The organism is Nitrospira sp. SG-bin1 (genome assembly GCA_002083365.1).
In the GTDB taxonomy this organism is placed as follows: domain Bacteria; phylum Nitrospirota; class Nitrospiria; order Nitrospirales; family Nitrospiraceae; genus Nitrospira_D.
In genome coordinates this window covers 16,209-28,811 of the sequence record LVWS01000007.1, presented here as the reverse complement: position 1 = coordinate 28,811, position 12,603 = coordinate 16,209, and the positions used below count along the sequence as shown (strand labels likewise).

The 12,603-nt window shown below is 59.8% G+C and carries 11 protein-coding genes and 1 pseudogene; all 12 read right to left on the bottom strand.

Annotated elements, in window-relative coordinates; genetic code table 11:
- Window positions 1-3: 3 nt before the first annotated feature.
- Window positions 4-1,896, bottom strand: coding sequence for an NADH-quinone oxidoreductase subunit L (locus A4E19_13790; GenBank protein OQW37236.1), 1,893 nt, complete (start codon window positions 1,894-1,896; stop codon window positions 4-6).
- 85 nt (window positions 1,897-1,981) lie between these two features.
- On the bottom strand, window positions 1,982-2,281 hold the full coding sequence (locus A4E19_13785; protein ID OQW37235.1) for an NADH-quinone oxidoreductase subunit K: 300 nt from the start codon (window positions 2,279-2,281) through the stop codon (window positions 1,982-1,984).
- Window positions 2,281-2,784: an NADH dehydrogenase gene (locus A4E19_13780; protein ID OQW37234.1), complete on the bottom strand. Its 504-nt coding sequence runs from the start codon at window positions 2,782-2,784 to the stop codon at window positions 2,281-2,283. Before A4E19_13780 ends, A4E19_13785 begins: the two co-directional genes overlap by 1 nt.
- Before the next feature lie 83 nt (window positions 2,785-2,867).
- Window positions 2,868-3,407, bottom strand: coding sequence for an NADH-quinone oxidoreductase subunit I (locus A4E19_13775; protein OQW37233.1), 540 nt, complete (start codon window positions 3,405-3,407; stop codon window positions 2,868-2,870).
- An 88-nt stretch (window positions 3,408-3,495) separates the two neighbouring features.
- On the bottom strand, window positions 3,496-4,452 hold the full coding sequence (locus tag A4E19_13770) for an NADH:ubiquinone oxidoreductase (protein OQW37232.1): 957 nt from the start codon (window positions 4,450-4,452) through the stop codon (window positions 3,496-3,498).
- A complete protein-coding gene (locus A4E19_13765) occupies window positions 4,449-7,202 on the bottom strand; it encodes an NADH-quinone oxidoreductase subunit G (protein ID OQW37231.1) in 2,754 nt (917 codons plus the stop codon). The genes A4E19_13770 and A4E19_13765 overlap by 4 nt, the downstream gene beginning before the upstream one ends.
- 63 nt (window positions 7,203-7,265) lie before the next feature.
- Window positions 7,266-8,570, bottom strand: a complete 1,305-nt coding sequence (locus tag A4E19_13760) for an NADH-quinone oxidoreductase subunit F (protein OQW37230.1) — start codon at window positions 8,568-8,570, stop codon at window positions 7,266-7,268.
- Between the two features lie 69 nt (window positions 8,571-8,639).
- Window positions 8,640-9,104, bottom strand: coding sequence for an NADH dehydrogenase (locus A4E19_13755; GenBank protein ID OQW37229.1), 465 nt, complete (start codon window positions 9,102-9,104; stop codon window positions 8,640-8,642).
- An 83-nt stretch (window positions 9,105-9,187) separates the two neighbouring features.
- Window positions 9,188-10,978: an NADH-quinone oxidoreductase subunit C/D gene (locus A4E19_13750; protein ID OQW37228.1), complete on the bottom strand. Its 1,791-nt coding sequence runs from the start codon at window positions 10,976-10,978 to the stop codon at window positions 9,188-9,190.
- Between the two features lie 98 nt (window positions 10,979-11,076).
- Window positions 11,077-11,682, bottom strand: a pseudogene (locus tag A4E19_13745) (NADH-quinone oxidoreductase subunit B).
- On the bottom strand, window positions 11,666-12,121 hold the full coding sequence (locus tag A4E19_13740) for a hypothetical protein (protein ID OQW37227.1): 456 nt from the start codon (window positions 12,119-12,121) through the stop codon (window positions 11,666-11,668). The pseudogene A4E19_13745 and the gene A4E19_13740 overlap by 17 nt, the downstream one beginning before the upstream one ends.
- 236 nt (window positions 12,122-12,357) lie before the next feature.
- On the bottom strand, window positions 12,358-12,537 hold the full coding sequence (locus A4E19_13735; GenBank protein OQW37226.1) for a hypothetical protein: 180 nt from the start codon (window positions 12,535-12,537) through the stop codon (window positions 12,358-12,360).
- Window positions 12,538-12,603: the final 66 nt, after the last annotated feature.

Here is a 12,603-nt window from a genome sequence, read left to right as displayed (position 1 = left end):
GAATCACAATCCGATAAACAAACCAAGAAGAATGAGAGCTCCGGCCGCCATGGTGGCGGCATACCACCGAATCCGTCCGGTCTGTGTGCGAACGGATTGCCCATGGGTCCAACCGAGCGCATCGACAAATTTTTCATACAGGAGGTCGATCACGTCGCGGGGGGTGCTCGTCAACGAAAGCCATGGCCGTACCAGCAGACGATCGTACAGGTGGTCGAATCCCCATGAGTCTCGCCATCGCGCCGCGACGTCATCTCGCCAGGCGGGAGAAGCCATCCAGCTCGGCATGGTTGACTTCGGGAAAAAGGTCATGAAGGCCAAGCCGATGCCGAGCAAGGACATGAACCCGACCATCACTTGTTCTCGGGCCTCTTCCGCAATATCCATCCCGGGACCGGAAGATACGGTCGGTAGGGCATGGGTCAGATAGTGACTGAACAGCCGGAGGTCACCGAGCGTCCGGGGCAATTCCAAAAATCCGACCGTCACGGCGAGCAGAGCGAGCAGCACCAATGGAATTGAAACGGCGGGTCCCCGCTCCGGACCCGGCTTGGTCCGCTGTTCGCCGAAGAACACCAGGAATACCATTCGAAAAGTATAGAGGCCGGTCAGCATGGCACCGACGACTCCACCGATCCAAAGCCATCGGTTGCTGAGCGGCGACGACCAGGCGGACCAGAGAATCCAGTCCTTGCTGTAGAAGCCCGACGCAATGAGGGGGACGCCCGACAGAGCGGCCGCGCCGATGAGAAAGGTCCAAAATGTCAGGGGTAAGCTCCGTCGTAATCCACCCATGCGAAACATGTCTTGCTCATGGTGGAGGCTCAGAATCACGGAACCGGCTGCGAGGAAGAGCAGAGCCTTGAAACAGGCATGCGTGAGAAAATGGAACAGCGCTGCCGGCCACGCGCCGACGCCCAGCGCCAGGAACATGTAGCCGATCTGGCTGATCGTGGAGTAGGCCAACACGCGTTTGATGTCCCGTTGCATGAGCGCATTGACGGCGGCGAGCAAAAGCGTCAGGACGCCGATGACCGCCACGGCAAACTGCACCGCCGGCGCGAGCGTGAAAAGACCATGCAGACGCGCGATGAGGTACACACCCGCCGTGACCATGGTGGCCGCATGAATGAGGGCACTGACCGGAGTCGGACCGGCCATGGCATCCGGAAGCCACACGTGCAAGGGAATCTGCGCCGACTTGCCGAGCGCTCCGATCAACAGCAGCGCGGCGACCGTCGTGGCGAGCTGCGATCCCACGGGCCACATGCCGGCGGCACGGATAGAGGCTTCTTGCATCGAGAGGGTACCCACGTAAGAAAAGATGATGAACAGGCCGATCGCCAACGCCGTGTCCCCGACGCGGGTGACGATGAACGCCTTCTGCGCCGCCGCCCCGTTTTCGGGGTCGCGATACCAAAAACCGATCAACAGATAGCTGCAGAGCCCGACACCCTCCCATCCCACGTACAAGAGGAGCAGATTATCGGCGAGCACCAGGGTGACCATGGCGGACACGAACAAATTCATGTAGGCGAAGAAGCGCCGGTATCCTTCGTCGCCGCTCATGTAGCTCGTGGAATAAAGATGAATGAGAAAGCCGACGCCGGTCACCACGAGCAGCATGAGCAGGGCGAGCGCATCGAGATACCAGGCGACTTCCACGGCCATGCCCGAGGTGTCCATCCAACTCCACGAGACTTGGCGGTACGAGGGCCTGTTTGAAAGCTGTGGGATGAACTCGAACGCCACGAGTCCGGTGATCAGAGCTGACGCACCGACGGAGCCTGTCCCCAGCCAGGCGATCCCGCGACGGGACAGTCGGGATCCAAACGCCAGGAGCGACAGATAGCCGGCGAGAGGCAGCGCCGGGATGAGCCAAAGTAAGGAAAGCATAATCTCTAAGCCAAGGTTATGATCGAGGTTAAGTTGGTCCGCACCTTTTCGGCACTCGACCTCAGCCTCAATCTCAACCTCCTTGTTATCCTTTCATCTCGCTCAGTGCATCCGCGTCCAAGGTCCGGAAGCACGATGACACCCGGAGCACGATCCCCAGCGCGACGGACACTTCGGCCGCCGCCAACGTCAAAATGAACATGTACATGATCTGACCGTCGGTCTGGCCCCACCTGGCCCCGGCCGCGATGAAGGCCAGACTCGCGGCATTGAGCATGATCTCCACTGAAAGCAACATGTACAGAACATTGCGCCGCACCAGAAGGCCGATGAGCCCCAAGCAGAAAAGAACCATCGCCAGGATCAACGCGTGAGTCGTGAGCATCAACGGCGCTCCTTGCCCAAGCGGCGCCCCAGGTGATACGCGCCCACCAGACCGCTTAGGAGCAGCATCGAGGCCAGTTCGACGGCGATCACATACGGTCCGTAAAGGGCGACCGCCACCTCCTTGGGGCCGACGCCGACGAGGTCATGCAACGGCGGGGGGCTCGTCATAAGGATGTACAGCACTTCCCCCAGCAGGACGAACGCCAGTAGGCTGGGCCCGATCCACATGCCCGGCGACAGCCAACTGCGTTCCTGTTCGACGGTCAACGGTCCTTGATTCAGGAGCATCACGACAAACACAAAGAGCACCATGATGGCGCCGGCGTAGACGATGATTTCCAATGCGGCGGCAAACGGCGCGCCCAGCAGATAGAAAATGACGGCCAATGCAATCAGTGCGACGACAAAATAGAGCAGGGCGTGCACCGCATGCAGATGCGTGATCACGCGGAGCGTTGCCAAGACAGTGACCGCGGCGGCGATGTAAAAAAGAATATCCATAAGATAAGTCCGGGGCTGAGTTCTGAGTGCTGCGTACGCCAATGCTTCTCGCTCCGCGTTCGGCACTTTACCTCAGCACTGCTTTACGGCATCAAACTCCTCACATCCACCGGGGGCAATTCATTCTGAGCCTCACCCTTGTCCTTGTCGCGAATCTTCACGCCTGCGACTCGATAGAAGTTGTAGTCGGGATACTTGCCGGTGCCGCTGATCAACAAGTCTTCCTTTTCGTACACCATGTTGGAGCGGGTGTATTCGCTCTGTTCGAAATCCGGCACGAGCTGAATCGCGTAGGTCGGACAGGCCTCCTCGCAGTACCCGCAGTAGATGCAGCGTGAGAAATTGATTCTAAAGAACGCCGGGTACCGGCGATCATGCGCGGTCGGATCTTCGGTCGCCTGCAGCGCGATGCAATCGACCGGACAGGCGACCGCGCAGAGATAGCAGGCGACGCAACGTTCCTCGCCGTCAGGATCGCGCGTCAACACGATCCGTCCGCGCCAACGGGGCGGCAAATAGGGCCGTTCCTCGGGATACTGCACCGTGACGGGCTTGCTGAACGTGCGTTTGAAGACGATCCAGAGACCGAGCACCAGGTCACGGATGTAGCGAAAGAGTGTCATGGTGCCTCTTGTCCATCTCGTCTGTGTGGTCTATTCGGGTGATATGGTCTGATTGATCTCCGAACTGACGAGACGGACCAGATAGACATCAGTTTCCTTTCCAGAGCACGATTCCTCCTGTCGCCAGCAAATTGATCAACGCGAGCGGCATCACGACCTTCCACCCGAACGACAGAAATTGATCGAAGCGCAATCGCGGCCACGTCGCTCGAATGAGGATGATCAATACGATGAAGACGGTGGTCTTGAGCAGAAACCACAGCGCCGGCGGCAGCAGCGGTCCATGCCATCCGCCGAAAAACAGAATGACGATCATCGCCGACAGCAGGGTGACGCTCAGGTATTCGCCGACGAAAAACATGCCGAACTTCATTCCGCTGTACTCCGCGTGATATCCGGCCACCAGCTCGGCTTCCGCCTCCGGCACATCGAACGGCGTGCGATGCGCCTCGGCCAAGCCCGCGATGAAAAAGCCCAGGAAACCCATGAACTGCGGCACGACGAACCAGAGATCACGTTGAGCATCGACGATATCGCTTAAATTGAAGGATCCGGTCAGGAGTACCGACCCCATCAGGGACAGGCCCATGAAGACCTCGTAACTGAGCAGTTGAGCGGTGGCGCGGAGGCTTCCGAGAAATGCGAATTTGCTGTTCGAGGCCCAGCCGCCGATGATCACGCTGTACGCCGCAAGGCTGGACATGGCCAAAAAGAACAGCACCCCTATATTGACATCGGCCACGACAAAGCCGGGCGCGATGGGGACGACCGAGAACGACATCAGCGCCGCGACAACGATGATCGCCGGCGTCAGCACGAACACGGCCTTGTCGGCGAACGGTGGAATCCAATCTTCTTTCGTGAAGATTTTGATCATGTCGGCGAGAGATTGCAGAATCCCGCCTGGTCCGACGCGATTCGGCCCATGGCGCTCCTGCCAGATGCCGAGCAAACGGCGCTCGACCCAAATCAGGAGGGCGGCGAGTGTCAGCAGGCCACCGAGCATGGTGGCGATGATGAACGCGGTGCGTCCCCAGTCGATCATGCCACCCTCCGTTCGGCTCGGATGGTCTCGGTAAGGTCCGCCCAAGCCGGCAATCGGATCCCGACGGCTTCATGGACCACGGAGATGCCGGCCGTGCCGGGGGGCGTGGAAGAGTCCAGGCGCAGGGCCAATCGCAAGGTGACTCCCTGCAACGTCAATTCGATGACGATTCCGTCTCCCAACTGGAGTCGGGCGCCGTCCGATGGATGCAGTGAGATGAAGGGGTCCGGTATTCGTTCGGCGACGGCCGGCGCGCGATTGCTCAACTCTTCACTCCCAAACAGAGCGGGCAGCGATAACAGCAGCCAACGGTGAGGTGTGGGCTGAAAGGGACGCGGGATGTCCATGAACGGAGAGGGAGCCTGCGCGGCCGTCGGCTCGATCAGCCGCAGGCCCGGCATTTCATCGCGCAGCGGGCCGCCGACTTCGTCCTGGTATTTGTTCAAAGCCTGAGTGGAATTCCAGCCGGGACTCCAGAACTGCGGAATGAGCGGCGAAGGAACCGGCCCTCGATACCCTTCCATTGAAAAAGCCAGCGGCGTGTCGGGATCGGGCGGGGGAGGCGGCTCATGCACGGTGAGATGGGACCGCATGGCGGTGCGGCCGCTATATCGCTCCGGCTGTCGAGGAATCTTTTGCCCCACGAGACGAAAACGAGCGGGGGGAGCGATTTCTTCGATCCGGGCGAGTTCCGGGACCGCTTTCGCCGTGCCTGAGACAGCGTCATCAAAGGTTTGCCAGGTTGCGACACCGGACGGACTTTCTGTTTCATCCGAAGTTGCCCGGGCCAGATCCCTCAGCCAGCGCCAACTTTCGGTCACGTCGCCGTCCGGCTCGAATACTTGATAAAACCGCTGTGCGCGACCTTCCTGATTGAGGAGGGTCCCGTCGGATTCCGGAACCGTGGCGGCCGGCAGAAGAATGTCGGCGCGAGCCGACGTTCGATGATCGAGTGAGTCGATGACGATGACGGTGTTTGCGGCATTCAACAGGGCATCGGCCTCCGCGGGCTGCGCGTGGCGGTACAGGTCGTTCTCCAACACGATGATACTGTCGGCCTTTCCCTCCCGAATCCATGCAGACGCCTCGTTCAACGTTCCGCCGCCGAGAAGATCGAGGCCCAAGCTGTTGCAATCCGGAAGGACGAAGCTGAGACGAGGATGCTTCCCCATGCGATGCAGCGCCCAGGCGACATCGGCTGCGGCCTCGATGGTTGCTTGGGAGCCGCTTCCGGTGCCGGCGATCACCAACGGCCGCTCCGCTTGCTTCAGGGCGTCGGCGATGCGATGGGCCCTGTCCCGTGCGTCTTTCGAAAGGTCCGGGATGGAGGAATCATCCGCTTCAATCGACCGAGCGACGGCAAAACCCAAGCGGGCGATATCGTCCGGCGCGGCGAAATAACCCTCCGTCGCATGATCATGCAGCCACGTCCGCCGATAACCGGAGAGAAAGAGCGGTCCACGTCGGCCCTGCACGACATTGCGGACCGCGGCATCGTCCCACCGAGGTATCTTCAAGTCATCCGCTCGTTTTATCGGCTCTTGGCGAACCGATTGCAGAAGCGCGAGCGCCAGGCGCGGAGCGCTGTTCAACACGTCTTCACCGAGTACGAAGACCGCGTCCGAGTCTTCCACGTCATGCATGGAAGCGGAGGGGACAGGACCGGTCGTCAGAATAGTCAGGATCGTCGAGATGAGCCGATGCTCACGGTCGCCGATGCCGAGAAAAAACCGATCGGGGCCCACGAACGAACGGAGCGCCGCATTGGCTTCCAACGACGCGCGGGGAGAGCCGATTCCCAGGATCCCACGCGCCCGTCGTAAACGGTCGGCCGCGACGGCCAGCACGTGTGAGACTCCTTCCGGCCTGGCCGGGCTGCTGCGGTCGCCGGTCGACCTCAAGAGGGCTCGTTTGATCCGACCGTCACTGTTGACGTAGTCGTAGCCGAATCGACCTCGGTCGCAGATGAAGTATCCGTTGACCTGGGAGTTATAGCGGTTGACGACGCGGCGCAAGACCCCATAGCGTTCTCCCGGCGTGGTATTGCACCCAAGACTGCAATGGGGGCAGATCGACTGGGCGGACTGGAGGTCCCATTTTCTCGAGTAGTGGTGGAAGAGCGTATTGTCGTTGAAGACGCCGGTCGGACAGACCTCGATCAAATTGCCGCTGAATTCATTTTCCAAGGTCCCGTCGCTCTCCCGACCGAAATAGAGGTTGTCGTGCGAGCCGAAGACATTCAGGTCGCGCCCGCCGGCATAATCTCTGTAGAAGCGGACACAGCGGTAACATTGGATGCAGCGGTTCATGTCGTGCTTGATGAAGGGGCCGAGATACTGGTTGCGATAGGTCCGTTTGGGAAACTGGTAGCGGCGGTAGGCATGGCCCGTCATGACGGTCATGTCCTGCAGATGGCATTCGCCGCCTTCGTCGCAGACCGGACAATCGTGCGGATGGTTGACCATCAGCCATTCGATGACCGAGGCGCGAAAGGCCTTGGCGTCTGGATCGTCGATCGAAATGCGGGCGCCGTCGGAAGCGGGAGTCATGCAGGCCATGACAAGGCGCCCTTGCCGATCCTGTTCATCCTTGAATTGTTTGACCGCGCATTGGCGACAGGCGCCGACCGATCCCATGGCGGGGTGCCAGCAGAAATAGGGCACGTTCAATCCCGTGCCGAGACAAGCGGCAAGCAGGTTCTGTCGCTCATCCACCGAGTAGGATCGATTATCGACGATGATCGTTGCCATCGGGTTCTGGTTTTATGTGTCTTGTTTCGCGTTTCGAGCTTCGTCTCTTGTTTCAAGTTTGGGCTACACCAAAACCCTTTGCCGCTTCGCCTTGACGTTCCAAGGACATTGCCCCAAACGGATATGCCGCATAAAGTCATCCCGAAAATATTTCAACGCGGACCGCAAGGGTTCGGCCGCACCCGGCGCCAAGGCGCAGAACGTCCGGCCGGGGCCGAGAAATTCGGCATGCATGTCAAGCAACGTCAGATCATCCTTGGTGGCTCGACCTTCCTCGAAGGATTGGAGTATCCGCGCAACCCACGGCAGCCCCTCGCGGCAGGGGGTACACCAGCCGCAGGACTCGCGGGCAAAGAACTTTTCCAAGTTGAGGACGAATCCGACGGGACAGGTCCGGTCATCCAGCACGATCATCGTTCCGGTTCCGAGTCGGCCCACATGAGGCGGGATCGAAGTGAAGTCCATGGGAAGATGCAGATGTTCTTGGAGAAGAAAAGCCGTCGAGGCTCCCCCGGGGAGCAGCGCACGAAAGCCGAAACCGTCGAACATGCCGTCGGCGTAGTGTTCCAGCAGTTCGCGAGCCGTCGTCCCGAGGGGAAGTTCCCAGCAGCCGGGATGCGCGACACGCCCGCTCATGCCGTAGAGTTTCGTGCCGCCGTCCTTGCCGCGACTGAGACCGCGATACCAAGCGGCGCCATGGTTGACGATGTGAGGAATGTTGTACAAGGTCTCGACGTTCTGCACGACGGTGGGCCGGCCCCACAGACCCACCGTCTGAGGATAAGGGGGCTTGGCGCGGGGAATCGCCCGTTTCCCTTCCAACGCATTGAGCAGCGCGGTTTCCTCGCCGCAAATGTACCGGCCGGCGCTGGCATGGAGATGAAGGTCGAAGCGAAAATCCGTTCCAGGCAGCGTCTTTCCCAGATGTCCTTGCTCGTAGGCCTCGGCGATGGCCTGTGTTAAGTACCGTGCGGACAGCCGGTACTCGCCCCGGAGAAAAACGTACCCGACTTCCGCTCCGATGGCGTAGCCCGCGAGGATCATCCCTTCCACCAGGCCGTGAGGATCACCCTCCATGAGCACGCGGTCCTTAAACGTACCCGGTTCCATCTCGTCCGCATTGGCGACGATGTACTTCGGTCTCGGCGCATCCGACCCCATCGGGACGAAGCTCCATTTCGTGCCGGTGAGGAATCCGGCGCCGCCTCTCCCGCGCAGTCCTGAGTCCGTCACCAGTCGCTGGACGTCATGAGAGGAGAGCCCCTCGGCCAGTCTCTTGAGACTGCGATAGCCGCCGGTCTTGCCGTACTCCTGCAGAGACCGATACCGGTGATCCCGGGCGATGTGTTGAGTGAGGGGATGTTCCATAACTGAAACCGGGTTCAGGTGAAGGTTGAGGAATCAGTGAATCCGGCTCAACCTGATCCTTAACCTGTCTTATTTGTATTTCTCCACGATTCGTTCGATCTTGTCCGTGGTGACATTGCCGTAGATATCGTCATCGATCATCAGAGCCGGGGCGCGCTCGCAATGTCCGAGACATGCGATCGGGAGCACCGTGAGACGACCGTCGGCCGTCGTCCGTCCCATCTCGGCACCGTAGCGTCGGCTCAACTGTTCTCGTAGCCGTTCACCTCCCATGATCCAGCAGCTGATGCTGTCGCACAGAAACAGGACATGGCGGCCGACGGGCTTGCGGAAAATGAGGTTGTAAAACGTCGCCACGCCGTCCACATCTTCTGCCGTCGTGTTCAGAAGCCGCGCGATGTCATGAAGAGAGTCGTCCGAGATCCATCCACGCCGCCGCTGGAGGAGCAACAAGGCATCGATGGCACCCGCCTGTTTGTCGGGATAGTGCTTCAAAGCCTCTTCGATTTCGCGCCGTTCAATGTCGGTCAACATGTTCGTTCATCGTCAAACGTTCTTCGTTAAACGCCGGAGTGCTCTTGCGGTTCGCGATTCGAATAACGCCTTCTTGCCTGACTTCACCGATCCACGTCCGACAGGACAAAGTCCACGCTTCCCAGTATCGCCAAGAGGTCCGGCAACAGGGCGCCGCGTGCCATGAACGGGACCATCTGAATGTGCGCGAAGGACGGGGTACGGATTCTCGTCCGGTACGAAACTTGTGCCCCATCGCTGGTCAAGTAATAGCTGGTCTGGCCCTTCGACGATTCCGTGGGCACTTCCGCCTCGCCCGGCGGCAGCACCGGTCCCCAACTCACCCCCAGAAAATGATGGATGAGGGTCTCGATATCATGCATGGTCCGTTCTTTGAGCGGAGGAGTCGTCAGGGAATCGAGAGATTTGTACGGACCGGCCGGCATGTGGTCGAGGCACTGGCGGATGATGCGCAACGACTGCCGCATCTCCAGCACGTGCACGACGGCCCGATCGTAACAATCTCCGCGGGAGCCGACCGGAACTTCGAAGTCGAACCGATCGTAACCGGAGTAGGGGCGGACCTTGCGCAGATCCCAGGGCAGCCCGCAGGCACGCAACATGGGGCCGGTCGCGCCCCACGCGATCGCGTCTTCGAGCGTGAAGGCGCCGATGCCGACCGTCCGTTCCTTGAAAATCGGATTGTCCATCACCAGCCGCTCGTATTCATCCAAACGGCCGGGGAGGTAGTCCACGAACTGTTTGACCAGTTTGTCCCAACCGACGGGGAGATCCTGGGACACGCCTCCGATCCGGAACCAGTTCGGGTGCATGCGACCGCCGCAAATCGCCTCCGTGATCGCATGAATCCGCTCGCGGTCGTTGAACATGTAAAAGACCGGAGAGAGGGCGCCGACGTCCTGCGCGAAAGTGCCGTACCACACGAGATGACTGGCCAGACGATAGAACTCGCTCATCATGACGCGGATGACCTGCGCCCGGTCTGGAACCGTGATGCCGGCCAGTCGCTCGACCGAGAGGCAGTAGGGCATCTCGTTGAGCACACCTTGGAGGTAGTCGACACGGTCGGTATAGGGAATGAAGGTGTGCCAGGTCTGCCGCTCGGCGATCTTTTCCTTGGCCCGATGGTGGAAGCCGATATCGGGCACGATGTCGATGATTTCTTCGCCCGCCAGTTGCGTGACGAGCCTCAAGACGCCGTGCGTGCCGGTATGAGCCGGCCCGAGGTTGATGAACATGTAGTCGAAGTCGGAGTCGTGATGGGTGCGGACCAACCCCCAGTCTTCCGGCTTGAACCGCAACGCTTCCTGCGTCATGGCCAGCTTTTCCGGCGGCAGTTGGAAACGGCCCATCTCCGTTCCGCGCGCCGGATGTTCTTTCCGCAGGGGATGGCCGTCCCACCACGGAGGCATGAGGAGACGGCGGAGAAACGGGTGGCCTTCGAACCGGATGCCGAACATGTCGTATATTTCGCGCTCATACCAATCGGCGTTCGGCCAGAGATCCATGACGGACGGCAACGAGAGAGGTTCCTCGCGGAGGGGTACTTTAATGCGGAGCGATTCATTGCGATCGAATGAATAGAGGCGATAGAAGACGGTGAACAGCCCGATCGGCAACCCGCCATGATTGCGGCGCAGCCGTTCGTCGGTCGCGCTCAAATCGAACAGCATGGGAAACGGACGGGGAATCTCGGACTTCAAATATGTCAGCGTGTCACGCAGCCGATTGTTATCGATCCAGACAGTCGGGATCTCATCTTTTGTGGGCTGAAAAGCCATAATTCCGCCGGAGCCGAAGCGACTCTCCAGTTCCTTCACCACGCCGGAAACACCGACGGACACGCCTTCAATGGTCGATGATAGTCGGTTCATGGCTTGGAGGCCGATTCATCCGGCTGTTGTGCCGCGAAGCGCGGCGAGAGGAGATCGGTTCTGGGAAGGATATCCGGGGCCGGATAGTCCCGCCGATGGATCCGTTCTTCTCGTTTCATGTCCCTCATCGACGGCATGATCGGTTTTTGGACGTCTTGCGGACCGAACCACCAACTCAACGGCCGTCGTTCCCGACCGACTTTATCTTGTAAAAGCAGCAGACATTCCATGAAGGCATGGGGGGGCGGGGGGCACCCCGGCATGTACACGTCCACGGGAAGGAATTTGTCCACACCCTGCACGACGGAGTACGCGTCGAACATTCCTCCTGAGTTCGCGCAGGAACCCATTGAGATCACCCACCGGGGCTCCATCATCTGTTCGTACAGCTGCTTGATGATCGGAGCCACCTTGATGAACACCGTACCGGAGACCACCAGGACATCGGCTTGGCGGGGAGAACCGCGGACGACTTCGGCGCCGAACCGGGCCACGTCGTAGACGCTGGTCAGACTGGTCGCCATTTCCACGTAGCAACAGGACAGGCCGAAATTCAGCGGCCAGAGCGAATTCTTCCTGCCCCAAGCCAGTAAATCTTGGAGTGTGGCGAGCAACACCGACTGACCGACCACGGTCGCCAGGGAGCCGTCGCCGCCGTCCCTGATGGAAGTCCCTTCCAGTCTTCCGTTACGCCACCCGCGCATCGGCCCGCTCCTTCACTTGAAAACGATGAAGGCGACGGACAGGCGGTCGTTGATATCGGGCGCTCCAATCCAATGCGCCGATACGCCACAAATAGGCCAGCGCCGCCAAGAGAATCGCGACGAAGATCGTCACCTCGATGAAGCCGAGCCAACCCGTTTCTTTGACCGCCACCGCCCAGGCATAGAGAAAGACGGCTTCCAAGTCGAAAATCACGAAGAACATCGCGACCAGGTAGTACTGGATGGGAAGGCGGATTTGCGCATTGCCGGTCGGTTGAATCCCCGATTCATACTGCACGCCGGTCGCAATATCTCGCCGACGTTCCGGCTTTCGCCAATGTCGCTCTCCCAGGAATGCCGGAAGCCCCAGCATCGCGCCGATGACGAGAAGAACTCCTGCCGCATAAAGGCCCATCTGCAATGTCCGCTCAACATCCATCCTGCATCCTCTCTCTTCAGTCCGGGGGTAAAGGGGATCCTTCAAAACCGATAGAATCGATGAAGCAAGCGGCGAGCCAGTTCGCCGCATGCAAGATAAGCGGGCGCCGATCCTCGGTATCCCGAACGGCCGGTGACCGGCGTTGTCGTGGACAGTTTGTCCGGGCTTAGACAGCCTGTCTCGGCTCCGGACATCGTCCGAGCCGTTCTCTCATGCTTCGGAGCGATATTCGGATGTTAAGAAAATATCTTCTGTCCCACGATGATGCCCGCGATGAGCAAGATGAGGAATATGCCAAGAAACAGATAGAAAAGGATCTTGGCGATGCTCGCCGCCCCTGCAGCGATGCCGGTAAAGCCGAACGCCGCCGCGATCAAAGCAACCACGAAAAAGATCAATGCCCATTTCAAAAGCATAACGTCCTCCGTGAGTGTTCTCTCGTGCAGGACGACGCAACATCAATGCCCGTCGCAGCGGAAGAT

Excerpts from the sequence above, each read along its gene's own strand:
- A4E19_13790 (OQW37236.1), bottom strand. The coding sequence starts at position 1,896 with ATGCTTTCCTTACTTTGGCTCATCCCGGCGCTGCCTCTCGCCGGCTAT.
- A4E19_13785 (OQW37235.1), bottom strand. The coding sequence starts at position 2,281 with ATGCTCACGACTCACGCGTTGATCCTGGCGATGGTTCTTTTCTGCTTG.
- A4E19_13780 (OQW37234.1), bottom strand. The coding sequence starts at position 2,784 with ATGGATATTCTTTTTTACATCGCCGCCGCGGTCACTGTCTTGGCAACG.
- A4E19_13775 (OQW37233.1), bottom strand. The coding sequence starts at position 3,407 with ATGACACTCTTTCGCTACATCCGTGACCTGGTGCTCGGTCTCTGGATC.
- A4E19_13770 (OQW37232.1), bottom strand. The coding sequence starts at position 4,452 with ATGATCGACTGGGGACGCACCGCGTTCATCATCGCCACCATGCTCGGT.
- A4E19_13765 (OQW37231.1), bottom strand. The coding sequence starts at position 7,202 with ATGGCAACGATCATCGTCGATAATCGATCCTACTCGGTGGATGAGCGA.
- A4E19_13760 (OQW37230.1), bottom strand. The coding sequence starts at position 8,570 with ATGGAACATCCCCTCACTCAACACATCGCCCGGGATCACCGGTATCGG.
- A4E19_13755 (OQW37229.1), bottom strand. The coding sequence starts at position 9,104 with ATGTTGACCGACATTGAACGGCGCGAAATCGAAGAGGCTTTGAAGCAC.
- A4E19_13750 (OQW37228.1), bottom strand. The coding sequence starts at position 10,978 with ATGAACCGACTATCATCGACCATTGAAGGCGTGTCCGTCGGTGTTTCC.
- A4E19_13740 (OQW37227.1), bottom strand. The coding sequence starts at position 12,121 with ATGGATGTTGAGCGGACATTGCAGATGGGCCTTTATGCGGCAGGAGTT.
- A4E19_13735 (OQW37226.1), bottom strand. The coding sequence starts at position 12,537 with ATGCTTTTGAAATGGGCATTGATCTTTTTCGTGGTTGCTTTGATCGCG.